The 25,320-nt window shown below is 62.1% G+C and carries 26 protein-coding genes and 1 pseudogene; 7 read left to right on the forward strand and 20 right to left on the reverse strand.

Going from position 1 to position 25,320, the window contains the following annotated elements:
• Positions 1–18: 18 nt before the first annotated feature.
• The 3 genes from L6D77_RS04650 to L6D77_RS04660 all read left to right on the forward strand — a co-directional run bounded on the left by L6D77_RS04650 (position 19) and on the right by L6D77_RS04660 (position 1,642).
• Entirely contained in the window at positions 19–579 is a 561-nt protein-coding gene (locus tag L6D77_RS04650; RefSeq protein WP_110992554.1) for a Smr/MutS family protein, read from the forward strand.
• Positions 580–648: 69 nt separating this feature from the next.
• Positions 649–1,194, forward strand: coding sequence for a GTP cyclohydrolase I FolE (gene folE / locus L6D77_RS04655; RefSeq protein WP_110992553.1), 546 nt, complete (start codon positions 649–651; stop codon positions 1,192–1,194).
• A gap of 76 nt (positions 1,195–1,270) precedes the next feature.
• Positions 1,271–1,642, forward strand: coding sequence for a glutaredoxin family protein (locus L6D77_RS04660; RefSeq protein WP_232885011.1), 372 nt, complete (start codon positions 1,271–1,273; stop codon positions 1,640–1,642).
• A gap of 89 nt (positions 1,643–1,731) precedes the next feature.
• Here the strand turns inward: L6D77_RS04660 and L6D77_RS04665 are convergent, their stop codons facing one another.
• Complete coding sequence (locus tag L6D77_RS04665; protein ID WP_232885012.1) at positions 1,732–2,334, reverse strand: glutathione S-transferase family protein; 603 nt, start codon at positions 2,332–2,334, stop codon at positions 1,732–1,734.
• 146 nt (positions 2,335–2,480) lie between these two features.
• Between L6D77_RS04665 and L6D77_RS04670 the strand changes: the two genes are divergently transcribed.
• The gene (locus tag L6D77_RS04670) at positions 2,481–3,671 is read left to right on the forward strand and encodes a benzoate/H(+) symporter BenE family transporter (RefSeq protein ID WP_232885013.1); all 1,191 of its coding nucleotides are present in this window, start codon (positions 2,481–2,483) and stop codon (positions 3,669–3,671) included.
• Between the two features lie 122 nt (positions 3,672–3,793).
• On the opposite strand, the gene L6D77_RS27475 is transcribed toward L6D77_RS04670, so the two are convergent.
• From L6D77_RS27475 to L6D77_RS04680, 3 genes and pseudogenes are all read right to left on the reverse strand, one after another.
• Positions 3,794–4,666 carry a methyl-accepting chemotaxis protein gene (locus L6D77_RS27475; RefSeq protein ID WP_373870569.1) on the reverse strand — a complete coding sequence of 291 codons (873 nt, stop codon included), beginning with the start codon at positions 4,664–4,666 and terminating at the stop codon, positions 3,794–3,796.
• A pseudogene (locus L6D77_RS27480) lies at positions 4,652–5,731 on the reverse strand (HAMP domain-containing protein); the annotation flags it as partial. The gene L6D77_RS27475 and the pseudogene L6D77_RS27480, both read right to left, overlap by 15 nt.
• A gap of 117 nt (positions 5,732–5,848) precedes the next feature.
• Entirely contained in the window at positions 5,849–7,246 is a 1,398-nt protein-coding gene (locus tag L6D77_RS04680) for an aminotransferase-like domain-containing protein (RefSeq protein WP_232885015.1), read from the reverse strand.
• A 122-nt stretch (positions 7,247–7,368) separates the two neighbouring features.
• Here L6D77_RS04680 and L6D77_RS04685 point away from each other — a divergent pair, with 122 nt between their 5' ends.
• Positions 7,369–8,544 (forward strand): MFS transporter, encoded by a 1,176-nt coding sequence (locus L6D77_RS04685; RefSeq protein ID WP_232885016.1) that lies wholly within the window; start codon positions 7,369–7,371, stop codon positions 8,542–8,544.
• 8 nt (positions 8,545–8,552) lie between these two features.
• On the opposite strand, the gene L6D77_RS04690 is transcribed toward L6D77_RS04685, so the two are convergent.
• Positions 8,553–9,314, reverse strand: a complete 762-nt coding sequence (locus L6D77_RS04690; protein WP_236169974.1) for an SDR family oxidoreductase — start codon at positions 9,312–9,314, stop codon at positions 8,553–8,555.
• Positions 9,315–9,492: 178 nt separating this feature from the next.
• Between L6D77_RS04690 and L6D77_RS04695 the strand changes: the two genes are divergently transcribed.
• Positions 9,493–10,494, forward strand: a complete 1,002-nt coding sequence (locus tag L6D77_RS04695) for an NADP-dependent oxidoreductase (RefSeq protein ID WP_232885018.1) — start codon at positions 9,493–9,495, stop codon at positions 10,492–10,494.
• Between the two features lie 38 nt (positions 10,495–10,532).
• On the opposite strand, the gene pyrF is transcribed toward L6D77_RS04695, so the two are convergent.
• Positions 10,533–11,234 carry an orotidine-5'-phosphate decarboxylase gene (gene pyrF, locus L6D77_RS04700; RefSeq protein WP_236169975.1) on the reverse strand — a complete coding sequence of 234 codons (702 nt, stop codon included), beginning with the start codon at positions 11,232–11,234 and terminating at the stop codon, positions 10,533–10,535.
• Between the two features lie 183 nt (positions 11,235–11,417).
• On the opposite strand from pyrF, the gene L6D77_RS04705 reads away from it, so the two are divergent.
• Entirely contained in the window at positions 11,418–11,585 is a 168-nt protein-coding gene (locus L6D77_RS04705) for a DUF2897 family protein (RefSeq protein ID WP_016500979.1), read from the forward strand.
• 95 nt (positions 11,586–11,680) lie between these two features.
• Here L6D77_RS04705 and L6D77_RS04710 read toward each other — a convergent pair whose 3' ends face one another.
• The 14 genes from L6D77_RS04710 to L6D77_RS04770 all read right to left on the reverse strand — a co-directional run bounded on the left by L6D77_RS04710 (position 11,681) and on the right by L6D77_RS04770 (position 25,192).
• On the reverse strand, positions 11,681–11,998 hold the full coding sequence (locus L6D77_RS04710) for a ComEA family DNA-binding protein (RefSeq protein ID WP_236170024.1): 318 nt from the start codon (positions 11,996–11,998) through the stop codon (positions 11,681–11,683).
• A 197-nt stretch (positions 11,999–12,195) separates the two neighbouring features.
• Positions 12,196–14,136 (reverse strand): hypothetical protein, encoded by a 1,941-nt coding sequence (locus tag L6D77_RS04715; protein WP_236169976.1) that lies wholly within the window; start codon positions 14,134–14,136, stop codon positions 12,196–12,198.
• Entirely contained in the window at positions 14,129–14,938 is an 810-nt protein-coding gene (locus L6D77_RS04720; protein ID WP_236169977.1) for a glycosyltransferase family 2 protein, read from the reverse strand. The genes L6D77_RS04715 and L6D77_RS04720 overlap by 8 nt, the downstream gene beginning before the upstream one ends.
• Positions 14,939–14,949: 11 nt before the next feature.
• Complete coding sequence (locus tag L6D77_RS04725) at positions 14,950–15,312, reverse strand: SMR family transporter (RefSeq protein WP_236169978.1); 363 nt, start codon at positions 15,310–15,312, stop codon at positions 14,950–14,952.
• Positions 15,309–16,133, reverse strand: a complete 825-nt coding sequence (locus L6D77_RS04730) for a sugar phosphate isomerase/epimerase family protein (RefSeq protein WP_236169979.1) — start codon at positions 16,131–16,133, stop codon at positions 15,309–15,311. The genes L6D77_RS04725 and L6D77_RS04730 overlap by 4 nt, the downstream gene beginning before the upstream one ends.
• A complete protein-coding gene (locus L6D77_RS04735) occupies positions 16,130–16,921 on the reverse strand; it encodes an NAD-dependent epimerase/dehydratase family protein (RefSeq protein ID WP_236169980.1) in 792 nt (263 codons plus the stop codon). The genes L6D77_RS04730 and L6D77_RS04735 overlap by 4 nt, the downstream gene beginning before the upstream one ends.
• On the reverse strand, positions 16,922–18,088 hold the full coding sequence (locus L6D77_RS04740) for an NAD(P)/FAD-dependent oxidoreductase (protein WP_236169981.1): 1,167 nt from the start codon (positions 18,086–18,088) through the stop codon (positions 16,922–16,924).
• A complete protein-coding gene (locus L6D77_RS27330; RefSeq protein ID WP_309295647.1) occupies positions 18,088–18,456 on the reverse strand; it encodes a hypothetical protein in 369 nt (122 codons plus the stop codon). Before L6D77_RS27330 ends, L6D77_RS04740 begins: the two co-directional genes overlap by 1 nt.
• Before the next feature lie 62 nt (positions 18,457–18,518).
• Positions 18,519–19,109, reverse strand: coding sequence for a glycosyltransferase (locus L6D77_RS27335; protein ID WP_309295648.1), 591 nt, complete (start codon positions 19,107–19,109; stop codon positions 18,519–18,521).
• A gap of 39 nt (positions 19,110–19,148) precedes the next feature.
• Positions 19,149–19,808: an HAD family hydrolase gene (locus L6D77_RS04750; RefSeq protein WP_236169982.1), complete on the reverse strand. Its 660-nt coding sequence runs from the start codon at positions 19,806–19,808 to the stop codon at positions 19,149–19,151.
• On the reverse strand, positions 19,805–20,545 hold the full coding sequence (locus tag L6D77_RS04755; RefSeq protein WP_236169983.1) for a 3-deoxy-manno-octulosonate cytidylyltransferase: 741 nt from the start codon (positions 20,543–20,545) through the stop codon (positions 19,805–19,807). Before L6D77_RS04755 ends, L6D77_RS04750 begins: the two co-directional genes overlap by 4 nt.
• Positions 20,546–20,555: 10 nt before the next feature.
• The gene (locus L6D77_RS04760; protein WP_236169984.1) at positions 20,556–22,166 is read right to left on the reverse strand and encodes an aldolase catalytic domain-containing protein; all 1,611 of its coding nucleotides are present in this window, start codon (positions 22,164–22,166) and stop codon (positions 20,556–20,558) included.
• Positions 22,163–23,968 (reverse strand): hypothetical protein, encoded by a 1,806-nt coding sequence (locus L6D77_RS04765; protein ID WP_236169985.1) that lies wholly within the window; start codon positions 23,966–23,968, stop codon positions 22,163–22,165. Before L6D77_RS04765 ends, L6D77_RS04760 begins: the two co-directional genes overlap by 4 nt.
• Positions 23,969–24,064: 96 nt before the next feature.
• Entirely contained in the window at positions 24,065–25,192 is a 1,128-nt protein-coding gene (locus L6D77_RS04770; protein ID WP_236169986.1) for a rhamnan synthesis F family protein, read from the reverse strand.
• Positions 25,193–25,320 lie beyond the last annotated feature (128 nt).

A 25,320-nucleotide genomic window follows, 5' to 3' on the forward strand; every position in this document is an offset into this window, starting at 1 on the left:
CGCCCACGTGGAGGCATCATGCAAGACGACGATTTTTCCCTCTTCCGCAGCGAAGTGCGCGGGGTCAAACAGATCAAGCACGACCGCGCCGAAGTCGGCAAAGCCAAGGCTGATCGCAAGCAGTTGGCCGGCCTGCGCCAGGCGGCGACCATCCGCAGCGACCAGCCGCTGGTGGTCGACGGCCTGTCCGACCAATTCGTCATCGACGTCGGCGCCGAAGACGAGCTGATGTGGCGCCGCGACGGTGTGCAGGAAGGCCAGATCCGCAAACTCAAGCTCGGCCAGATCGCCTTCGAGGGCAGCCTGGACCTGCACGGCATGAGTGTGGAGAAGGCCCGCGAGATCCTCTGGGACTTCATCGCCGAGGCCACCAAGCTGGAGGTGCGCTGCGTGCGCGTGACCCACGGCAAGGCCGCGCGCATCGATGGCAAGCGCCCGATGATCAAGAGCCACGTCAACACCTGGCTGCGCCAGCACCCGCAGGTGCTCGGCTTTGCCTCGTGCCAGGCCCGCCACGGTGGCACTGGCGCGGTGTATGTCATGCTCAAGCGAACCATGCTCGAAGGCCGCGACGAGTGACATCGCGCTTGCAGCGCCGCCGCCGCCGCCGTACCCTTCGCCTTTGCGAAATTTTCCACAGGTAGATCCATGTCCCTGGAACAGAACTACACCGAGATCCTCAGCCAACTGGGTGAGGACGTCTCCCGCGAGGGCCTGCTCGACACGCCCAAGCGGGCTGCAAAGGCCATGAAGTACCTTTGCCGCGGTTATGAGCAGACCCTGGAAGAAGTCACCAACAACGCGCTGTTCAGCTCCGACAACAGCGAAATGGTGCTGGTCCGGGACATCGAGCTGTATTCGATGTGCGAACACCACATGCTGCCGTTCATCGGCAAGGCTCATGTCGCCTACCTGCCCAAGGGCAAGGTACTGGGCCTGTCGAAAGTGGCGCGCATCGTCGACATGTTCGCCCGTCGCCTGCAGATCCAGGAAAACCTCAGCCGCCAGATCGCCGAGGCCGTGCAACAGGTGACCGGTGCCGCCGGCGTGGCCGTGGTCATCGAAGCCAAGCACATGTGCATGATGATGCGCGGTGTCGAGAAGCAGAACTCCACCATGCTCACCTCGGTGATGCTCGGCGAGTTCCGTGACAACGCCGCCACCCGCAGCGAGTTCCTCAGCCTGATCAAGTGATCGGCCTGTGATCCGCAGCCGACCCCCAGGGGTCGGCTTTTTGTTTTGTGCGCCTCAACCAGATCAGGAGTCAGTCATGATCGTCAAAGCCCTGCGGGTCGGCCTCGGCCAGCTCATCGTGTTCGGCGACTGGATCAGCCGCCCGGCCAAGAAGAAACGCGATGCCTCGGCCCAGGCGCGCGTGGAACAGGAAGCCAAGGGCATTGCCCTGTACCAGTTCCACGCTTGCCCGTTCTGCGTCAAGACGCGCCGTACCCTGCACCGCCTGAACGTGCCGGTAGCACTGCGTGACGCCAAGAACGATGCCCAGCACCGCCAGGCGCTGCTCGAAGGCGGTGGCCGGGTGAAGGTGCCGTGCCTGCGTATCGAAGAAGGTGACAAGGTGACCTGGATGTATGAGTCCAAGGACATCATTGCCTACCTGGACAAGCGCTTCGCGGCGGTCTGAGAATCCTGCATCGACGTCATCGCCGGCAAGCCGGCTCCCACAGGGTTAATGTGTGGGAGCCGCTTGCCGGCGATGAGGCCAATAATGCCTCAATCCACCATCGGCACATGCCGTGGATGGCTGGCCACGCGCGCCAGCCAGGCTTGCACTGCCGGATAGGCAGACAGATCAAACCCGCCCTGATGCGCCACATGGGTGTAGGCATACAACGCCACGTCGGCAATCGAATACTGCTCGCCCACCAGGTACGGCGTCATTTCCAGCTGCTTGTTCATCACCTTGAGCGCCTTGTAGCCGCCCTTGTGCAGCCCCTTGTACTCCTCCAGTCGCTCGTCCGGCAGCCCCAGGTAAAACTGGATGAACCGCGCCACGGCAATGTACGGCTCATGGCTGTACTGCTCGAAGAACTGCCACTGCAGCACCTGGGTGCGCAGGCGTGGCTCGCTGGGCAGGAACTCGCTGCCATCGGCGAGGAAGTTGAGGATCGCGTTGGACTCCCAGAGGCAGGTGCCATCCTCCAGCTTGAGCACCGGCACCTTGCCGTTGGGGTTCATGGCCAGGAACTCGGGGGTCTCGGTTTCGCCCTTGAGAATGTCCACCGCCTGCCACTCGTACGGGCGGCCCAACAAGCTGAGCATCAGCTTGACCTTGTAGCAGTTGCCCGATTGGTAATCGCCATACACCTTGTACATCGCCCCTCCCCTTTCACGCAGTTGCACAACCGTGGCCAATAGTTGGCGACTGTACGGCTAAATGCAATGCCTGCTGTATGGCAAGGATCAAGCCATGGCACGGTAGCCTGAAAAAAATGCTTACACCTGCACAAGGAATTCACCCTATGACCGAGGCCACCACCGTGCCCTTGCGCCCACTGGCAGACAGCTCCCCCTCGGCGGTCGTCGCCGGTTTCATCGCCATGCTCACCGGCTACACCAGCTCGCTGGTGCTGATGTTCCAGGCCGGCCAGGCGGCAGGCCTGACCAGCGCGCAGATTTCGTCGTGGATCTGGGCGCTGTCGATCGGCATGGCGGTGTGCAGCATTGGCCTGTCGCTGCGCTACCGCACGCCGATCACGGTGGCCTGGTCGACGCCCGGCGCGGCCCTGCTGATCACCAGCCTCGGCGGCGTGAGCTACGGCGAGGCCATCGGCGCCTACATCACCTGCGCCGTGCTGGTGCTGATCTGCGGGCTCACCGGCAGCTTCGAACGGCTGGTCAGGCGCATCCCCGCGTCGCTGGCCTCCGCCTTGCTGGCGGGCATCCTGTTCAAGATCGGCAGCGAAATCTTCGTCGCCGCCCAGCACCGCACCCTGCTGGTGCTGGGAATGTTCTTCAGTTACCTGCTGGTCAAGCGCCTGTCGCCGCGCTACTGCGTGCTGGCCGCGTTGCTGGTGGGCACCGCGCTGTCCGGCGCGCTGGGCCTGCTGGACTTCAGCGACTTCCAGCTCGAGGTGGCAACCCCGGTGTGGACCACGCCCAGCTTCTCGCTGGCGGCGACCATCAGCATCGGCATTCCGTTGTTCGTGGTGGCGATGACCTCGCAGAACATGCCCGGGGTCGCCGTGCTGCGCGCCGACGGCTACCAGGTGCCGGCCTCGCCGCTGATCTCGGCCACCGGCTTCGCCTCGCTGCTGCTGGCACCGTTCGGTTCGCACGGCGTCAACCTGGCGGCCATCAGCGCCGCGATCTGCACCGGGCCGCACGCCCATGAAGACCCACGCAAGCGCTACACCGCGGCGGTCTGGTGCGGGATCTTCTATGGTATCGCCGGCACCTTCGGCGCCACCCTGGCGGCGCTGTTCGGCGCCCTGCCCAAGGAGCTGGTGCTGTCGATCGCCGCGCTGGCGCTGTTCGGTTCGATCATGAATGGCCTGAGCGTGGCCATGGGCGAGGTACGCGAGCGTGAGGCGGCGCTGATCACCTTCATGGTGACGGCGTCGGGGTTCACCCTGTTCTCGATCGGGTCGGCATTCTGGGGGATTGTGGCGGGGGTACTGACCTTGCTGATCCTGAGCCCGCGCAAGGCTTGAGTATTAGGCTGCCGGCCCGGCCCTATCGCCGGCAAGCCGGCTCCCACATGAATCGCGCCATGCTCAAGGCCTGCACACCACCTGTGGGAGCCGGCTTGCCGGCGATGGGGCAGTACAGGCAGTCACAACCTGAAATGCCCCACCATCCCCTTAAGGTCATCCCCCAGCCGCGCCAGCTCGACGCTTGAGCGGGCATTGTCCTCCATCGCCAGCGCCGCCTGATCGGCACTGCCACGGATCTGCGTGACACTGCGGCTGATCTCCTCGGCCACCGAGCTCTGCTGCTCGGCTGCCGCCGCAATCTGCTGGTTCATCTGCTGGATCAACGACACCGCAGCGGCGATGCTGCCCAGCGCACTTTCGGTCTGCAGCGCATCGGCCACCGCCAGGCGCACCAGCTCGGTACTGCCACGGATCTGTGTCACCGACTGCTGGGCATTGCCCCGCAGGCTGGCCACCAGGCGCTCGATCTCTTCGGTGGACTGCTGCGTACGCCGCGCCAAGGCGCGCACTTCATCGGCCACCACGGCGAAACCACGCCCCTGTTCACCGGCCCGAGCGGCCTCGATGGCGGCATTGAGCGCCAGCAGGTTGGTCTGCTCGGCGACGCTCTTGATCACCGCCAGCACGTCGCCGATGGTATGGATCTCGGCACTTAGGCTGTCGATCCCGCTGCTGGCAGTTTCGGCGGCGGCGGCCAGCTGCTCGATGCGCTGCATGCTCTGGCGCACCACCTGCTGGCCGGATTCGACCTTATCGTCGGCGGCCTGCGCCGCTTCGGCCGCCTGCTCGGCGTTGCGCGCCACATCATGCACGGTGGCGGTCATCTGTTGCATGGCGGTGGCCACCTGCTCGGTTTCGTCCTTCTGGCTGCCGACTTCACGGTTGGTCTGCTCGGTCACCACGGACAACGCCTGGGCGCTGCCGGCCAACTGTTCGATCCCCTGCTGCAGGCCGCTGACGACACCGGACAAGCCTTCGGCCATCTGCTGCATGGCCTGCAGCAACTGCCCGACCTCGTCCCCCCGCGGCGCCTCGGCCTCGATGGCCAGCTCACCGGCGGCGATGCGCCGGGCCCGGGTGATCACCCGCTTGAGCGGCGCGACCACCGCACGGGTGATCAGCCAGGCCGCCAGCACCCCGACCAACAGCGCCAGCGCGGTGGCGGCCGCGATGGCCACGGCATTGCGCGTGAGTTCGGCCTGCATTGCCTGTTCCTGTGCACTGTAGGCCTGCTCGACCCGCGCCGTGGCCTGCTCCGCGCGGGCCTGCAACTGGGCCTTGATGCCCTGCTCCTGAGCCAGCAGGTCGGTGTATTCGTTGAGTTTTTCGGAGAAGCTGGCGATATGCCCGGCCACCTCACCCAGCACGCTCTGGTAACCGGCATCACTTACTGAACCCTTGAGCTGTTCGACCAGGCTGGCGGCCTCCACGGTCTGGGCAATACGCCCCTGGCCCACCTCGCCGCCCTTTCGGCTCTGCTCCAGGCGCACCCGGGCCTCATCCATGGCTTGCAGCATCAGCCGTGACACCTGCGCCACTTGGCCGGCCTGTTCGAGAAACTCACCTCCCTGCTGGCCTTGCGATTGCTTGAGGGTGTAGGTGCCGTCATCGGCCAGGCCCGCCTGCAGCACGTCAAGGTTGTTGGCCACGCTGGACACCGACCAACTGGCTGTATCCAGTGCCAGTTCCTTGCCCTGCACCGCCTGCACGAACTGGTCGAACGCCTGGCCGTAGGCGCTGAGTTCGCCTTCGGCCGAGGCCAGCCCCGGCAGCCCGCGGGCACGCTCGACCAGGCCCTGCAGGCCAGTGCGCAGCGCATCTGCTTCGGTGATATCGGAGCGCAGGGCAAACGCCTGCTCGTGCTGGCGCAGGCGCAGCAGGTCGGTATTGAACTGGGCCATCTGGCGCAAGCCGTCGAAGCGCTGGCCCACGCTGGACAGCGCGTACACGCCGATGGCCGCCACCAGCAGTGTCAGCAGCAACACCAAGGCAAAGCCCAAACCGAGCTTGCGGGCCATGCCCAGGTTGGCCAGAACACCGTGCTTGGTCACCGCCATCACCGATTCCCCTCTGCCTTGTCGGGCTTTTGCGAAAGGCAAGAGTGACAATCGCAGCCGCCACCTCACAAGAGCCTGGCGTCAGAATGGTGTCATTTAGCTATGAGCGTGTCGCTTTCAGGCCACTGGAGGTCGCCCCGCATGCCGGAAGAACGCCTGGGCGCGAACGTCCTGCCCGTAGGCGACATTGATGCGCAACCAGTCGCAGGCCCGCCCCAGGGGGTCGAAGGCGCTGCCGGGCGTGAGCAGCACGGCATGCTCCAGGGCCAGGCGCTCCAGCCCGGCAAAGTCGCGCCCGGGTACGCGGGCCCAGACGAACATGCCGCCACAGGGCTCGCACAACACCTCCCAGCCCCACGCCTCCAGCTGCCCGAGCAGCTTGGCCATGTGCTGCCCCAGGCGCACGCGCAGGCGCTGGATACTCTTGCGGTAGCTGCCGTTGGCCAGCATCTGCCCGATCACCTGCTCGGCAAAGCGGCAGGTGCCGATGCCGCTGACCATCTTCAACTCGGCCAGGCGGGCGATCAGCGCCGGCTCCGCGACCACGTAGCCGACCCGCAGCGAACTGCTGAGGGTCTTGGAGAAGCTGCCCAGATAGATGACCCGCTGCTCGCTGTCGAGGGTGGCCAGGCGGGTGGCCGGGCCTTCCTGGAAGTCGGCGTAGAGGTCGTCCTCGATGATCCGCAGGTCATGCTCACGGGCCAGTTCCAGCAGGCGATAGGCAACCTTGGGGGTCAGGCTGGTGCCGGTGGGATTCTGGTACAGGCTGTTGGTGAACAGGCAGCGTGGCCGGTGCGCGGCCAGCAGCCGCTCGAGCTCGGCAACGTCGGGCCCGGTGGGCGTGCGCGGCACTTCTAGCATGCGCACGCCGTGCTGGCGCAGCAGGTTGAACAGGTTGTAGTAGCCGGGGCGCTCCACCAGCACGGTGTCGCCTGGCGCCAGCAGGGTGCGTACCAGCAGGTCGAGGGCATGGCTGATGCCCTGGGTGGTGAGGATGCGCTCGGGCTCGGCGCTGATGTCGAGCCGCGCCAAGCCCTTGTGCAGCTGCAGGCGCAGGCTGGCCAGCCCCAGGGGCGGGCAGTAGTCGAACAGCGCCTCGGGCTCGCCGCGGCTGACCTGGCGCACGGCCTGCGCCAGTTCCGCCTCGGCGCGCCAGGCCACCGGCAGCCAGCCGCAGCCCAGCTTGAGCAGTGCTTCATGGCCTTCGCCGAACAAGCGCCAGCTACCGTCAATGGCCTCGCCCCAGGCGCTGCCGGCATCCATCTGTTGCCCCGGCTTGCGTTCGGCAACAAAAAAACCGGCACCGTGCCGCGCCACCAGCCAGCCGCTGGCCACCAGGCGGTCGTAGGCCTCGATCACGCAGGACGCGCTCACCGCCTGGGCCTTGGCCAGGGTGCGGATCGACGGCAGTCGAGCGCCGGGGCGCAGGCGTTGCTGTTCGATCCAGGCTTGCAACTGTTCGGTCAGTTGCTGGACCAGGGGCGTTGGGTGCAGGCGATCCAGGTTCAGGTGCATGGCAAGTGTTCGCTGATTTCAGGCAAACAGTTAATCACAAATGTCTGGGGAGTGTGCCTTGTTGTGCCCCCCTCCAACCTCGATGCTGCCGACAGACATTCACCCTGTTAGCGGATAACCCCATGACCACGCGCCATGCCCCAGCCCTACTGGCTTTCGCGCTGTGCCTGATCACCCTCGCGGTGAACCTGCAGGCACCGCTGTACATCACCTACGCCGACCTCGCCGGCCGTGGCGCGGCGGCCACCGCCGTGGCCTTTTCCGGCTATGTGCTCGGCGTGCTGCCGGTGCTGCTGGCCCTTGGTGGCCTGGCCGACCGGGTCGGGCGACGCCCGCTGATCATCGCCGCCCTGGCTCTGTCGATGCTCGCCACGCTGATCATGCTGCTGTTCCCAAGCTTGGAGGCACTGGGTGTCGCGCGCATGCTCCTGGGGCTGGGTACCGGGCTGGCCTCGGCCACGGCCACCGCGTACATGGGCGAACTGATGGCGGGCAGCGATAGCGGCCGCGCCGCCAGCTGGGTCACGGCCAGCACCTCGCTGGGTTTTGGCCTGGGCGCGGCGCTGACCAGCCTGTGCCTGCTGCGCGGGCCCACCCTGGCACCGGCAAGTTTCCACCTGCAACTGCTGCTAGCAGGCATCGCCGTGCTGCTGGTGTGGCGCCTGCCCGACCCGCGCCCGGTGCAGCGCAGTGCCATGCTGCGCCTGCCCAGCTTCCCCACCGGCAGCCTGGCCTACGGCCTGGCGATCCTGCTCGCCTGGGCCTGTGTCGGCCTGGTGATTGCGCTGCTGCCGGGGATCCTGCGCCAGCACGGTCTCAGTGCCTGGTCGGGGTTCTCGACCTTTTGCGTGATCAGCTGCGGGCTGCTGTTCCAACCCATGGCCCGCCATCTACCAAACGCCCAGGCCACATTGCTCGGGCTGCTGATCCTGCCCTGCAGCTATGGGTTATTGGCCTGGGGCGCCGACAGCGGCCAGCTGGCCGGCGTGCTGCTGGGCGCGATTGCCGCCAGCAGTGCCTGCTATGGCTTTGTCTACCTGGGTGGGTTGGCCGCGGTGAACCAGCTCGCCGGCAGCGAGAAGACCCGGGCCAGTGCCGGGTTCTTCCTGCTGGCCTATCTGGGGTTCAGCCTGCCGGTGATCTTTACCGGCTTGCTCAGCGACAGGCTGGGGTCGCGGCTGGCATTGATGGTGTTCGGAGTGGTGCTGCTGTTAGGCTGCGCGGGAGTGGCCTGGCGGTTGTGGATAACCTTGCCGGCCCTTTCCCGGATAAACCCGCTCCCACCTGTTCAGCGATAACAAGACACTCAGATCGCCAGTGCACCGCCATCGACGGTCAGGCTGTGCCCGGTGGTGAACGCCGCGCCGTCACTGCACAGGTACAGCACCGCACTGGCAATCTCCTCGACCTTGCCGATGCGCCCGACCGGGTGCATCGCCGCGGCGAACTCGGCCTTGCGCGGGTCGGCCTCGTAGGCACGGCGGAACATGTCGGTGTCGATCACCGCCGGGCATACCGCGTTCACCCGGATGCCCTTCTTCGCGTACTCGATCGCCGCCGACTTGGTCAGGCCGATCACCGCGTGCTTGGACGCGGCGTAGATGCTCATCTTCGGCGCCGCCGACAGGCCCGCCACCGAGGCGGTATTGACGATCGCGTCACCGCCCTGGGCCAGCAGCAACGGCAGCTGGTACTTCATGCACAGCCACACGCCCTTGACGTTGACGCCCATGATGGCGTCGAACTCGGCCTCGCTGCCCTCGGCCAGGCGGCCCTTCTCGATCTCGATACCGGCATTGTTGAAGGCGTAGTCCAGCCGGCCATAGGCCTGCACGGTCTTCTCGTGCAACTGGCGCACATCGCTGTCGCGGGTCACGTCGCAGGCCACGAACAGGGCCTCGCCACCCGCTTCTCGAATCAGCGCCACCGTGGCTTCGCCGCCTGCGGCATCCAGGTCGGCCACCACCACTTTCAGCCCCTCGGCAGCGAACGCCTGGGCTGTCGCCCGGCCGATACCCGCCGCACCACCGGTGACCAGGGCGACCTGGCCGGAGAACGTCATGCTCATTACTGGCTCCTGCATGGAGAAATTGAGTCGAGGCTGAGTCTAGTCAGCCCTCCCGCAGGCTGGGCAGCATCATCAGGGGCACGGTTGGACTACTATCGTTTGCGGTGATTTTGCGTGACGCAATCCATCATCACAGCCGATCATCAGCGCCCTTATACCCTGTTCAGGAGAATCCGCCATGCCCCAGACCAACCGCCGTTTCCTGCTGGCAAAGCGTCCGGTCGGCGCCGTGCGCCGCGACGACTTTACCTTCGAGCAGGTGCCGGCTGACGAACCCGCCGCGGGCCAGATCCAGGTGAAGAACCTTTACCTGTCCCTCGACCCGGCCATGCGCGGCTGGATGAATGAAGGCAAGTCGTATATCCCGCCGGTGGGCCTGGGCCAGGTGATGCGTGCCCTTGGCGTGGGCGAAGTGGTTGCCTCGCAGCACCCGGACTACAAGCCAGGTGACCACGTCAGCGGCGCCTTGGGCGTGCAGGACTATTTCACCGGAGAACCCCAGGGCCTGCACAAGATCGACCCACGGCTGGCCCCCCTGCCCCGCTACCTCTCCGCCCTGGGCATGACCGGCATGACCGCCTACTTCGCCCTGCTCGACGTCGGCCAACCCAAGGCCGGCGACACCGTGGTGATTTCCGGTGCGGCTGGCGCGGTGGGCAGCATTGCCGGGCAGATCGCCAAGCTCAAAGGCTGCCGCGTGGTCGGCATCGCCGGCGGCGCGCAGAAATGCCAGTACCTGCTCGACGAGCTGGGCTTCGACGGCGTCATCGACTACAAGGCCGAGGACGTGCTGGCCGGTCTGAAACGCGAATGCCCCAAGGGCGTGGACGTTTACTTCGACAACGTCGGCGGCGACATTCTCGACGCGGTGCTGTCGCGCCTGAATTTCAAGGCGCGGGTAGTGATCTGCGGCGCCATCAGCCAATACAACAACAAGGAAGCGGTCAAAGGCCCGGCCAACTACCTGGCGCTGCTGGTCAACCGTGCGCGCATGGAAGGCTTCGTGGTCATGGATTACGTCAAGGAGTACGGCAAGGCCGCACAGGAGATGGCCGGCTGGCTGGCCAGCGGCAAGGTGAAGAGCAAGGAAGATGTGGTAGACGGGTTGGAGACCTTCCCGGAAACGCTGCTCAAGCTGTTCAGCGGGGAGAACTTCGGCAAGCTGGTGTTGAAGGTCTGAACCCCCCGGGGCTGCAAGGCAGCCCCGGCAGGCTCGAATCAGCCGCGTATTTCGGCGACCACTGCGGCCAGCGCCTGCGCCGGATCCGCCGCCTGGCTGATCGGGCGACCGATCACCAGGTAGTCGGAACCTGCATCCAGGGCCTGGCGCGGGGTCAGGATCCGGCGTTGGTCGTCCTGGGCACTGCACGCCGGGCGGATACCCGGGGTGACCAGTTGCAGCGACGGGTGCGCCGCCTTGAGTGCCGGTGCTTCCAGCGCCGAGCACACCAGGCCGTCCATGCCGGCCTTTTCGGCCAGCGCCGCCAGGCGCAGCACCTGCTCTTGCGGCTCGATATCCAGGCCGATACCGGCAAGGTCCTCACGTTCCATGCTGGTCAGCACCGTCACACCAATCAGCAGTGGCTGTGGGCCGCTGCGCTTGGCCAGCTCTTCACGGCAGGCCGACATCATGCGCAGGCCACCGGAGCAGTGCACGTTGACCATCCACACGCCCATTTCGGCTGCAGCCTTGACCGCCATCGCGGTGGTGTTGGGGATGTCGTGGAACTTGAGGTCGAGGAACACTTCGAACCCCTTGCTGCACAGGGTCTCGACGATCCCCGAAGCGCTGCTGGTGAACAGCTCCTTGCCCACCTTGACCCGGCACAGGGCGGGGTCGAGCTGGTCAGCCAGCTTCAGGGCGGCGTCACGGGTGGGGAAATCCAGGGCGACGATCAGGGGCGTCTGGCAGGCGGACATGGGCGCGGTCTCTTGGCAAGTCGTAAACGGCGCGCATTGTAAACGAAGTGGTGGTGGGTTTGGGGGCCGCGGGTCACGAGAATTGGCCCCAGGCAACGTCACTCCTATAATTGAACCATCCCTCGCGAACATGGCTCGAACGTCATGCAAGCGTTGACCCCGTTGGTTTGCAGGAGAACTCCGATGCCTTGGTATGCCTGGTTGATACTCATCATTGCCCTTGGCTCGATCGTCGGCGGGCTGATGATGCTGCGCGATACAGCGAAGAAATTGCCGCTGACGGATGAGCAGTTGAGGAAGGTGCATGAGCGCAATGCCGAGGCGGATGCGAAGGATGCGCAGGATCGTTGATAGTAGCACTCCCGTCTCAGCACGAGACCAATGGCACCGCTATTCAAAAAGGAGGGGGCCTGCTTTGGACAGGCCCCTAAGCTACAGGATATGCATTAATTGCCAATGCTCAGTCGATCACGATTACGCTCGAGCAAGGCCTGACCGATGCCCTTGACCTCAAGGAGTTCATCTACGGACGTGAAGGCTCCGTGTGCTTCACGGTAATCGACTATGGCTTGAGCCTTGGCCTTGCCAATACCCATCATGGTGCTCTGCAGGCTCGCCGCGTCTGCTGTATTGAGGTCAAGTTTACTGCTTACCTCGGCACTGGCGGCAATCACAGGGGAGGCATGGCTCTCTGCAGCATTCAAGGGGAGCGAGGCAGAAGCTAACAGCGATACCAAAAGGTAGGGAATGATTGTATTGCGTATCATGCGATAACTCCTTGAGTAGTATTTCGACGGCAGCAGTTCCTGTGCTGCATCGAAAAAGTAGACGCTCCCCTTGCGCTCAACAAGCATTGATATTTAACAATCTGTTAATCAGGAGCGAGCAACTCCTGCACAAAAATAGAAAAGGCCAGCAACGCTGACCTTTTCCCACACCATCAAACTCTCTGAACTACAAGTTAAGGCGAAACCGCTCCAAGCTCGACGTTCTTCAATGCCACTACCGCACAGGTGCTGGCACTCGGGAAGTCCAGGCGGACCTCTTTCAACGGCGTTGAGCCCGCGTCCAATATAACCCTCGAAAGGTTAAGCACCGTCGTGCCCTGGTGGGCATTGAAGGTAAAGCTGTTGGTCTGTTTGAATCCCATGGCAGCGTTGCGCCAGAAAACCTCCATCAGAATATTATCCGTGGAGCGTGGCGCCAAGCAGGTCAAATCCATCGCCAGGTAATCATCGGCATGATTCTGCGAGGCCTCTGGCAAGCCAAACACGACATAGGGATCACCGCCGGTAATCTTGTAGGATCCGTCCGGCAATTTGACGACATCATGCAGGAAGTTCTCTGCACCCTGACGCTGTGCAACAAAACCCTCGCGCGTACTGCGCAGGAGGTTTTGATACAGGTCCTTCCTCACGTAGAAGGGACGCCCTGGAATCTGGACATATTCCTTGTCAATCAAGGACTGGACGCACCCCGCATAGCTATCCCATGGGTATTTGTCCCAAACTTTCCACTTGTTGATCAACATCACTTTCGGACGATTCTGAGCAATTTGCTCGCAGGCATCGATTCGCACACCATAGCGCGGGCTTTCATTATATTTCTCCTGCCAAGGCAAATAGAAATAATAGCCAGAGGCCGGCAGCCGATTCGCCGCAAGGTACTCATGATTATTGAAAGAGTAGGCAATAATCTTGTCATCCTTGTCCGTCAGCCTTTGCACAAGCTGCGAGAACTCAGTCACTGCCGGGTTCTTTTTCGACAAGAGCCTCTGCTTGTCACCCGGCAACAACAACGACACTTTCAACAGACAGACCCAGAGCAGCAGCAACAGCACCAAGCGTGCCTGGAACGCCAGCGCGAGCGGCTTGACGAAGAAGATCAACGGTAATGCCAGGGCCATGTAGTAAAATGGCACACCGTGCAACCCAAGCCCCCTGATCAGCAGACTACCCGCGCCCAGGCCCACGAGGATGCTGCGCCATGGAATGCGACTATCTTCCTGGGCCAGTCGAATGATTGCGAAGACCACAACGGAAAACAACGTGAACCCTGCAAGGTTAGCGGTCCCCGCATTGAAGGCGGTCATGATCAAGTTGAACCCGGACTGCCCGCCATTGTACAGCGACAGCACCTGAGAGTTCAGGTAAATATGATATGCCAGATAACCGGCAATCGAGCCCGTGATCAGCAGAAATGCCAGGTTCAGTGCTACGCCGACCATCAGGCCAACTAGCGCGACCTTGAGATACGACCTACGCAAGCTGGCGAGAAGCAGCAATACTGCAATCGGCGCGTAGGTAATGGCGAGGAACGGCAGGCAGGCAATCAGCACGTTACCTGCGAACACCCACTTGCGCCCCAGCAACTGCGGCTCTGCAATGGCCGGCAGTGCGTACTGCGACAAGATGATCACCAGCAGCAAGCCAGCCAGGATCTGGTACATGTACATGCTGCCGAAGTTATCGGCGAAATAGAGCAACAGCACCGAACTGGCCAGCATCACGTAGGCTTTCTTGACAAGCCCTCCCCTTAACAACGGAGAGTAATACACGGCGAGCATGCTCACGACTTGGAGTATGGCAACGGGCACACGATGCCCTGGCACGGAAAAGCTGCCGAAGCTCTCCAGCAGATATCCAGTAAGGAATGTCAATGGCCCATGATGGTTGAATATTTCGCTATAGAGCTTCTGCCCGGCGACCATCATCTTCGCCGCGACGATTGTTTCAGCTTCGTCGCCGAAGACCGCATAGTCCAGCAAATAATATTGGTAGCGTATCGCCAGGATGGCAAATACCGCGAAGGTTGCCAGGTACAGATAGGACAGTACGCGCTGACCAGACTCATTGAGCCTTGGGTCGACAGCTTTGTTAATTTTCAATTCAACGTTATGCATTGTACTGCCCAAAACATGCCTTGAACAAAACCGCCAATACCGCAAGGTTGCCCTTCACCGCACTGATCTTGGTGGGGACTTCACCTTTGGGGTAGCGCCTGACCGTTGCCAACTCCACACACCGATAACCGAGCTTCGGAGCTCGATAAGAAAGATAGGCCAGTAATTCATAGGTCGAAAAAACTTCACGGAACGGGGCCACCCGCGGGTCCAGCAGCATCTTGCGGCTATAGCCCCTGAACCCTTGTGTGGTATCGGTCCACTTAAAGCCGGATGAAAGGCTCAACATCGGGGCATGTATGAAACGGATTGCCAGGTCGCGAGAGGCTGGTGTGTTTTCCGCAACCCCACCCGAGACGAAGCGCGACGCCTGGACGAAATCCACCCCGCTGCCCAGGGCCTCGATGAACCGTGCGATAGCCTCAGGGTCATCCTTGTCGTTGCCATCGATAGTGACGATGCCTTGGTACCCTTGATCCAACGCAAACGCATAGGCGCAACGCAATTGCGCACTCAGCTTGCCTGGCCCGGTCTTTAGCAGTAGGCCGCAAACGCCCAGTTCCTGAAGTCTGGCAAGCGCCAGGGAACCGTCGGTGCTACCACCGTCGACGATAATGATGTCGGCCAGATCGGACACGCGATTGGCTTGCATGCGTGCCAGCAGGTTCTGGATCCTGGTTCCTTCGTTGATCACAGGAATGACTACGCAATACTTGTGCTTTCGGCCATTCCAAAGAGTCTGCTCAAAGGCGGGTACCTGCCAGTGAGTTCGCGCAGCAACGTCCATTTCGGTTGTATTCATTGTCTCTACCATCAGGCCACTCGGGCCGTAATCAGCCCCACGCCAGCTATTACCAGCAAGATCCCTACACCGGTCGTCCAGTGAAAGGCCTCACGAAAAAAGATCACCGAAAACAGCGCCACCGTCGCCACGGCCCCCGCCGTCAGCACCGGATGGGCGACATTGAGCGGCAACCGCGCCAGCGCCGCCGCATATAGCAGGAACGCCGCACCATACAGCCCGAGCCCCAGCCAGAACGGCCAATTGCTCAGCGCCGCCATGGGCTCGGCGAGAGAAGGAAACTTGCGTGGCGGCAACATCGCCATCTTCACCAGCACGCTGGCCGAGGCGTTGGACAAGATGCCCAGCAGCAGAATCAACCATTTGACGCTCATGGGCGCACCTCCAGGTAATGCTGGCGGGCAATGCCCAGGGCGCGCGCCACCGACTGACCGTGCGCCTCCCCCGCCGTGGCGACCATTTCGACAGTCACGATGTGCTCCGGCAGGTAGCGGGCAATCGCCACGGCCATGTCGGCGTGGGGGGTCGCGCCATCGCCCAGGGGCAACAGCTGCGGCTCACTGGCGTGCACATGACCAATCAGCTCGGCGCAATCCGCCAGCACCGCCAACGGGTCCTCGCCATTGATCGCCAAGGCCCCCGTGTCGAACTGCATGCGCACCGCCGGGTGAGCGACCTGGCGCACGATGTGCGCGGTGTCGGCCGCGCAGGTCATGAAGTTGGCGCCATAGCAGGTGGGGTTCGGCTCGAGGCAGAACACCACGCCCTCGGCCTGGGCGATAGCGCCCACCTGGCGGAAGAACGCGACCGCTATCGCCTGCGCCTGCTGGTCATCCAGCCCGCTGCGATCACGGTTCTTCGGCGAGCCGAACACCACGCGTGTGGCTCCCAGCTTGCCTGCGATGCGGCACACCGCCGCCAGGTGCTCGAGCAGGGCCGCACGGCTGTCAGCATCACCGAATACATTCAGGCCGCTGGTACCGAACAACAGGGCCTGCATGCCGACGATCTCGACGCCACGGGCGCGCCACCAGTCGCGAACCTGCAGGATCTGCTGCTCGCTGGCCTGGGCCGGTTGCGGGAAGTACTTGCCCGGTGCGATATCGATGGCGTCGACACCCGAGGCAGCAAGCAACTCGGCGATCTGTTCGTCCTCGGCGACCTCCCAGGCGATATTGGAAATCGACAGCCTCATGCGCCGACCTCGGCAATGGCTTTGCGCGGCTCCGACTGTGCATAGGCACGCACCGCCAGCAGGGTTTCCCGGGCACTGTACTGATAAGCGCCGGATGCGCCGAACAACGCGGCATGGCGGGTACGCATGTCATAGACTGCAGGCGGATTGTGCAGGGTATTGGCAAAGGGTTTGCCGAAGCCCTGGCTGGCCACATCACCGACACTGAGCGGCTGCCCGGTCAGGTGCACCAGCTTCAATCCCGCAGCCAACGCCACCTGGATGTCATGCCAGAGGTTGACCATCGGATAGAACTGGAACACGCCCCGGCTGTCGATGGCGGCCAGGTTATTGTCGTTGAGGAAGTCGTAGATCACGTTCTTGCGCAGCCCAGGCCCCACCAGGCCCGGGAGGCGGACGATCAGGTGGCTGGGGAAATGCTCCTCGACGAAGCGTTCCAGCAGGCGGCGGTTCAGGCCATAAGCATGCAGCCCCTGCTCTGGCACCGGGCTGTCCTCGTCCACGCCCATGGCGTTGGCGAACACATCCACGGTACTGATGAGGATGAAGGTCTTGCAGCGAATGGTCTTCAGATGGGCAATCAACGCCTCGATCTTCTGCCGGTCCGCTTCCGGCTCACGATTGGCGATCCACTTCTGTGCCGGCGCGCCGGCACAGACCACGGTATCGAATGTCAGGCCCTCGATTTCGGCGATTGTGGTCGAGCGATAGAGGGAGGTGAACTCATGCTGGCGCAGCAGCGTGCCACCGACAAAACCAGAGAAACCAATCAGCGCGTTCGTATTCATTCAGTACTCGATACCTTGGCTTTGCTGCAGCGAGGCAGGCACAAGCGCCTCGCCGTCAAGCTGTTCAAGCACGTCGTAGATGTTGTCGATCTTGCTGCCCAGCACGGAGTAGCAGCCAGGCAGGCCTTGATGTCGTTCGAAGAGGATGGGACGTCCATCATCCCCTTCGTTCTTTTGCAGCACCGTCTTGACCTCGTAGAGCGAGTCAATGTGGGCGGCGCCCTGGATGGCCGGGATGTAACGTGCGACGTCACGGACCATGCGGTCGACACGTGAATCGCGTGCATACTCGTCCAGCCGCGAGTAGGGATCAACCCCCGCCTGGTCGTTCCAATGAAGATGCGGGGTGTAGCGCACGTGCGACAGTGTGTGCAGGCCTCGTGCAGGGAACGGCATCATCGAGAAGAAGGGCCCATCCATGACCGTCACGCCGATACCGTCCAATGGCTCGGGCATGCGCATCAGCGCCATTTCGGTGATTTCTTGCTTGAGCTCGCTGCGCACCCCGGGGAAGTCGCCGGCAAACTGGTTGAGCCCGCTGTAGGTGCAGTTGAACACATAGCGACAGTCGATCGCTTCGGGCGCGCGCCCCGGGTTCTGCATCACCACCTGCAAGCGCTGTTTGGGCTGCCGGTTGATTTCGCTCACACGACTGTTGCAACGCACCTGCACGCCGCCTTCGGCCAGCTCACGCTTGGCCCAGGACGCAAGCTTGGTGCTGTCGAAAGCATATTCCTGCACCAGAAACACATCTTCGATCAGCCGAGGCTCGAACAACTGCTTGTGCTCAGGCGCCGCCGGCAGGATGCTGCCGCCGATGTCTTTGCAAAAGCGTTGGAACTGGGCGGCGGTCACCTTCGAGTTGCGCCGTGCAATGGCGTACAGCTTGGTGAAGTCCTGGCGGACCGCTTCGGGCCAATCCTGCACAAAGCGTGGCAGGTTGATCCGGCTGCGGTACGCCGTGGTGAAGCTGCGCGGGTAGTGGTAGCCGTTATGCACCCTGGCCTGGTTGTGGTACGAAGCGCGCTGCAACAGCGACGGCTCGCGCTCCACCAGAAGCACGCGCTTGAACCCGCGCTGCCGGGCCAGGTAGATGGCGATGGCGCAGCCATAGAAGCCGCCACCGATGATGACCGCATCGAAGCTCTCGCCGCTCCCTGCCCCCATCAAGCGCGCTCCTGCACCGGTTCAACCTGGCCACCGGACAACGCGGAAACGTCCTCGACATTGAGCTTTTCGTGGCGGGTAATGCGTGCGCTGTTGAGCTCCTGGCCAACGTGGTACTGCGGCCCCTCGTTGGACAGGCTGGCCATGTTGAGGATGTATTCGCCCAACACCAGCAACACCAGGGATATCAGGAAGAACATCCCGGATTGTTGCAGCGAGACGCTGGTCCAGCCGGCGGCGACATTGTCCTTGAACAACGCAACGGCAATGACATAGATGCAGTAGACCAGGTTGGCGATGGCGCCGAACAGCGACAGCGAGGTCACCAGGCGCATCGGTGCCCGGGTGGTGGAGACCAGCAGGCGCATGCCCCTGTCGATGCTCTCGCCCAGGCGCTTGGCGGCCGGGGCCAGCGGGGTCGAGCTGTAGGTCAGGTAGGCGCGGGCGAAGCCCCCGTCGCCGGCAGGTGGCGATAGGTCATGGCTGGCTGCGGGTGTTGCAGGATGAAATTGATCACCCGCTTGTTGAGGATGCGGTACTGCGGCGCTTCCTTGGCCAGGTGCACACCGTTGAATGCGCTGTAGAGGCGATGGAAGACCGTGTAGGCGGTACGGTAGGCCCAGCTCTGCGCGGGCTTTTGCTGGTTGCTGGCAAACACTACGTCAGCGCCCTGGGAGGCCTGTTCGAGCATCTGTGGCACGAAGTTGATGTCGTCCAACAGTGGGTCGATGACCGCCACGTAGTCGCCCAGTGCGTTTTCCAGCCCGACCCACGAGGCGGTGTCGCCATCGACTTCCTTGGTCAGGGCGTAGACCTGCAGGTTGGCCAGGCCCTTTTCGCCGGTCAGGCGCTTGAGCACGGCGATGCTGTCGTCATCGGAGGCGTTGTCGACAATGATCAACTCGTAGTCACTGACGATCGACGACACCACGCTGGCCGCCTCGGTCAGCATGCGCTCCAGCGCGTGCGACTGATTCTTCACCACGAAGACCACGGACAGGAAGCAGGGGAAAAAAGCCATAAATAAGTTCTCTTTGAATAAACGCCCAAGGCCTTCGCGTCAGGCGAAATCGGCGAGCGAAGAAACAGCCTCGATGTTCGGCAATCCATTGTCGCGGCAATACACTTCCCAGCCGTCGAACTCCGACCACTTGGAAACAAAAACGAAATCCAGCTCAAACTGCGAAGCCGCGACATGGTCGTAACGGCTGTCGCCCAGGAACAACGCTGGCAACTGCAGGTTGCCAGCCACCAGTTCCCGCGCGACGATCACTTCCTTGGTATCCGGGCTGCCAAAGATGCCGCCATCGAACAACGGCGCCAGCCCGCGCGCCTCGAATACTTCACGCAGTTCGCATTGCGCGCCTCCGGATGCCACCATCCAGCGCGTTGCCGGGTACTGCGCACGGAGTTCAAGCAAGCCGTCCGCCACGGCGCAGTTCATCAGGCCGCTGGCAACCTCAGTGGCGTAGCACCTCAACAGTTCGTCCAGGCCTGGCCCTTCGGCGTCTGCCGCGACAAGGTGACTCAGTAGATATTCAAACTTTTTGAACCGGGAAATCCCGCCGTTGCGCTGGTGATATTCAACCAGTCGCTTCGCCGCCTCATGACCGTAAGGCAGCGCAGCCTGATAGAACGCGTCGGTCTTGATCTTGTTTGAATCCAGGATGACGCCATCGCAGTCGAAGACGATCGTCTTGTAGTGGCCAAGGTCGATCACAGCGCGTGCGCTCCGCGCAACGCCAGCTCTACCGCGGGCACGTCTTCGGGGGCATCGACGGCAAGGCTTCCGCCCGAGGTTTCGATCATCCTTACCGGCACATCGAGCTCGAGGAAACGCAGGATCTCGATGTCTTCGCAACGCTCGGTATCGCTCTTGCGCCCAAGGCCTGCGTATGCCGCCAACTGCTCAGCGGTAAAGGCATAGATGCACACCTGTTTCTTGTAACGGGCAGGCGCCAACTCCGAACTCTTGAACCCCGGAATCGGTAACCGTGACATGTAGATCAAACGGCCCGCCTCGGTCGTCAGCACCTTGGGAATATTCACACTGCGTGGATCTTCGGCATCACTGATCCAACAAAATCCGTTGATCACCGAACCCATGTCGGACTGCTTGATGCGCGCGATATTGAGAATGTCTTGGGGGTCGACCAAGGGCTCATCGCCTTGGACGTTGATATAGATGTCCGCCTCGATCTGCCGGGCCGCTTCAGCCAACCTGTCAGTTCCGGTCATGGCTTGCTCACTGGTCATCACCACTTGGAAACCCGCTTCGGTAACAACGTCGGCGATACGCTGATCGTCGGTGGCAACATAGACATTGCCTGTGCCCACGGCCTTGGCCGACAGCTGGGCCACCCAGAGGATCATGGGCTTGCCGTTGAGCGGAACCAGCGGTTTGCCTGGATAGCGAGACGACTTGTATCGCGCGGGGATGACCACGACCGTCTTCATAGCCACATACTCACATTGCATAAATTGATTTCGACTTGATCATGTAACGCGATGGCGTCACGGCACTCACCGACAGTCCGGGTGAGGCTTCGAGGAATTGTTCGAGCACCTTTTGCACCTCTGCCATTCTGGGGTCGTCGGCGCCGTAGCCATCGAAACCAGCCAAGTGAACGCAACGCGCTCTGCCGCTGGCGGCAATGGCCAGGGCATAGGCAAAGACCAAGGAAGTGGGCAACGTGCAGCACGTGGCCTCGAAGGCAAAGGTGTCAGCTTTCACTGTGATGCCGAAGTCCAGCAGGGTCTTGCCCTGCAGCGCCGCCAGGACGTCTTCCGGCAAGACACTGGCAGGCGCCACCAACGGCTGTGGCAACCGGGCATGCTCTGCGCTGTCGGCCAGCAGCCGCACCGGGTGGCACGCCACCCTGATGTCGATCAATGCCGGGTCGATCCGCGACTGGGTGTTGAGCGCCATCACGAAGGGTGAGTTGCGCCGGATATAGGCTTCCAATGCTGACCGGTGTGCCTCGACACCCGGCCCGGTCCCCAGCAACAGCACTTCTCGCCCAGCCACAGCCTCAGCCGGAGACCAGGCGCCGCCAGGGGACTGCTGGTAGAAATTACGTGCGCTGTCCAGCGTATCCAGGCAGAAACGCTTGCCGCCCTTGACCCGAAGGTGGTTGATCACCGCCAGTACGTCTTCTTCGTTGTAACGCGGATCGCCAAGCATTTCCTGAATATAGGTGGGGTGAATACCGTATTTGCCCGCGAGGTAGTAATAGGTGTTGGTGCCCCAACCGCAGCTATGCTGCATCGGCCTGAAGTACTGGTTGATCAAGGACATCAACGGCACGATGTTCACTTGTGTACCTGCGTGCTGCTGCAACTCCAGCATCAGGTACTCGGTCTTTGCATTGCCTGGCCCGCGCCCCATACCCGTCACGGTAGCGTCCAGCCAGGTGACCCCGTTGTCGACGGCGCACAGGGTGTTCTGCAGGGCCAGCCCCATGTTGTCGTGGGTATGAATGCCCAATTCGCCCTGCCAATGCGATCGCAGCCACATCACCACCTGGCTCACGCACGCAGGGCTCATGCTGCCCATACTGTCCGCGAAATACAGGACATCCACCGGCCAGCGGCTGGCCTGCCGGGCAAGCGCTTCGATTTCATGCTGCTGGCGGTCGGCCACCTGCATCAGGTTGAAGCCCACTGTAAAACCACGCTCTTTGAGCCAGGCGGCCGCGGGCAGCGATCGCTCGAACTCGTGCACATGGCAGGCGATGCGCACCAGTTGGACCGGGCTGGTGCTCGCCCCCTCGGGGAACAGGCGCTCGAGGGCCTGCTCCAGCGACGTTTCGGCGCCCAGCAGCTCGACGGCGTTGACCATGACCGCGACGGTCAGGGCTTGAGGAATGTTCAACCCACGCAGATAGGCATCCGTGGTGAATGCATTGGCGCCCTTGAAGCCCTTGTTATTGAGCGAGCGCAGCCCCAGCTCGACGATCGGGACATTGGCCGCGGCCATGGCCTTGAGGTAGCTGTCCACCACCTCGGGCGGGAAATTCCAGGCGTTGTAGTAACCGCCGTCGCGCAGTGTGCAGTCGATCACCGTGCACGTTTTCATACCGACACTCCTTGCAAGATATCGCGCACTTCGTCATAGACCACGCGCCAATCGAGGCTGTAGCTGATGAAATCCATTCGACGGTCCGCTGCATCGGGTTGATCAATGATCAGTGATTTGTCCACCAGGCGCGTGCGCTTGCGGATATGGTTGTCGGCATCGATCATCTGCGTGTTCAGGTGTGCAACCCCAGGACAACCGGCGAACCTGGCCACATGCAACCCGCCCGTCGCCGAATTGCCCACATACACATCAGCGCACTTGCCATAGAAGATCTTCTGCACGCTGTCCGCGCCCACCACACTGAACACCTTGATGCCCGGGTCGAGCTGGGCAACGATCTGCTCGACCACTCGGTTGTCCTGCGCGGTCTCTTCAAGATCCCTTGCGGTAGGGTGAAGCGGGGAAGTCCAGCCATCGAACACAACGCCCACATCCGGATAAGTCTTCTGCAACGCCGTCAGCAGGCTGGCGGCCGCCTCGACTTGTTCGATCCACGCACGCTTCTGCACGGTGATGCCGAACCAGACCAGTGGATAACACGTCAGCAGCTGTGCCGGCGCACTGGGCTGCTGCTGGATGAGCTGCTTTCTGGAATAGGCATTGAATTCGCCATCGAAGCGCGAGGTGCTCTTCAATCGGCTGTTGTCGAACACCATGCCAACATGGAAGTAGAAGCCCTGCTCGGCCACGCTCTGCGCCCAAAGCTCATCGGGTGCCAGGCGTTGCTCTGTGGCTTCGAGCGCATAGAGGCTTTTGAAGGAGCAGAAATCACCACCGGGGTAATAGATGATTTGCGCCACATCCTTGAGTACACCGGCCTCGTTCAGGTCACTCATCGCCGCAGCCACATCGTAGTAGAAGTGGTAAGGGCGGGCGTGGGAAGCGATGACACCAAGGAAGCGACGTTGCCCTGCACTGTAGTGCGTGACCCGCTCCAGGTTGCGAATGAAGCGGTAGACGAAGTTTCTCACCAGCACGGCATCGACATGGTGGATCGTCACCATCGCGCGGCGGGTGGGGAAGTAGATCGTATCGGCAGATCCAACATGCTGGAACAGGAAGAACATCTCGCCGGTGGACGAGATGAACTTCAGGACGTTGATTTCATCGGTAAACAGGTAGCTTTCATCGGCGAAGGCCATGCCGTAGCCGAACGGGTCCGGGACGATGATCGCGCCCTTGGTCGTCGCCGACTGCACCGCATCGATGCAGAACTCTTCGCGGCTCACGTACTGCAGAAAGCCTCGGCAGCGCTCCAGACCGGGTGCATCGGCACCGGCGAGGATGTCCTCTGCCAAGTACTCATCCAACTGCTCGAAGAGCAGTGCGCGTAGCATGCTGTCATTGAGCCGGTCCAGCTGATCGACCAGCGCATGGGCATCGGCATCCAGGACCTTGCCGTGGCAATAAGCAGACCACAGGCCACCGACTACGCTGGCGTCAATACCCGACGGTTGGCAATGGATCACCTTCCAGGGGTGTTCAACGCCGTTGAGCTGAAGCGACAACTCGGTCGGTACGCCGAACTGCATATCGACTTCAAAGCTGAAACCGCACTTCAACTGTGCATGGCCGTGATGCCCTGCCTCGGCAACGTCGAGTATTGCGCACAGCACATCGGCGCGCTCGATATTGAGCTTGCGCACGACCTTGTTCTTGCCCGTGCGAATCACCAGGCTCGCGCGCTGGGCTTCCTCGGTCGGCAACAGCCAACCGGAGATTGTCACAGGCCCCGCGCACAATTGTCGGTCTTGAGGAAAATCCAGGCACGAATGCGCGATCGCGTCGACCATCTGCATGGTGCTTTGATCCTGCACTGAAAGTTCGACAATTTCCGAAATCAACACACATCTCCAACCCGTCGGGTAAATAGGTGAACCTTGCGCTTGCCGTGCTTAGATCAGGCCACGGAAAAATGCCGCGCGCTTCCAACCAAACAACACATCGCCGCCGTACGGGCGCGAGTACATGATTCGGCGAAACTCCGGGCGCTGCGCTTCTTCCAGGTCGAATGCAAGCCGCTCGATGTCACGCGTGGTGAACGCGCCACGGAATACGCCATCGAGCTTGATGATCGGCAAGCCGATACGGTGCAGGAAGATATTGTTCTGGTGGATTTGCGAGCCATGGGCGAAGCACGCCATGAAGCGGGCAATCACCTCCTCCTTGAGAACCGGAAACAGCGCATCGTTTCGCGCAGCACCATCGACGACGGTCGAGCTGACGTACTGCTTGAAGCTGCTCAGGGAGTTGGCGAAGTGGATGTCGATACCGTGCAGGTTTTCCAGCTCGGCCTTGTCCAGGGAAATACCCGCCATGCTGGTGGTCGAGTGCAGGTACTTGGAAGCCACGCTGTCGGCGACCGAAGCGAACGAGAAGCGCGGCCAATGCACCAGGTCGGAATCGCGCGCCAGGCTCGAGACATCTTCGAGCAAGGCAGGGTCTTTACCGATGACCTCGCAAGCTCGGGACATGTCGTACAGGGCACGGAAGTTATCAGGGGTACTGACGAGTTTCTTCAGGAGTTTGGACAGCTCCATCTCCCCGGTATCGATGACCACCGGGCGCACGTCAGTGCACACGTAGTTTTTCCAGTACTTCTTCAAGCGCGGGTTGTTCAGCACATTGCCGCTCAGCGCAATGCAGAACGAACCGAGGTGGTGTTCGATTTCGTAGTTCTCGGTGGCGCCCAGGGCCTCCACTGGCGAGGCGAACATCTCGGCAATGAAGCCCTGGTTGTTCTTGGCGCTGAAGAACACGCTGTCGTTGACCAGCATCATGCGCGGACACTGGGCTGCCAGGCCACTTTGGTACAGGTACTGAAAGCCGGATTTGTAGCTACCGAAGTCACGGCCGAAGTTGTAGCGCTCGATGTAACAGTCAATGACCTGGTCATAGCGCTGGGGGTCAGCCACCTTGAGGGTGTTGACGCACACGACATAGATGCCCTGTTGCTGGGCCGCCTCAAGGAACGCCAGGATGTCATTGCGCAGCTCACCCTTTTCGAACAGCGCCATGAGCATGATTGGCTGTCCGTGATAGGGGCTGGCAAAGACAACGCGATCCTTTTTCCCCATGCCCTTGAACTTGTTGACCTTCGACTGGTAGGCCATGTAGGCGTACGCAGCCGGGTAGACCAAGTAGTTTTTTA

It is taken from the genome of Pseudomonas parasichuanensis (assembly GCF_021601385.1).
In the GTDB taxonomy this organism is placed as follows: Bacteria; Pseudomonadota; Gammaproteobacteria; order Pseudomonadales; family Pseudomonadaceae; genus Aquipseudomonas; species Aquipseudomonas parasichuanensis.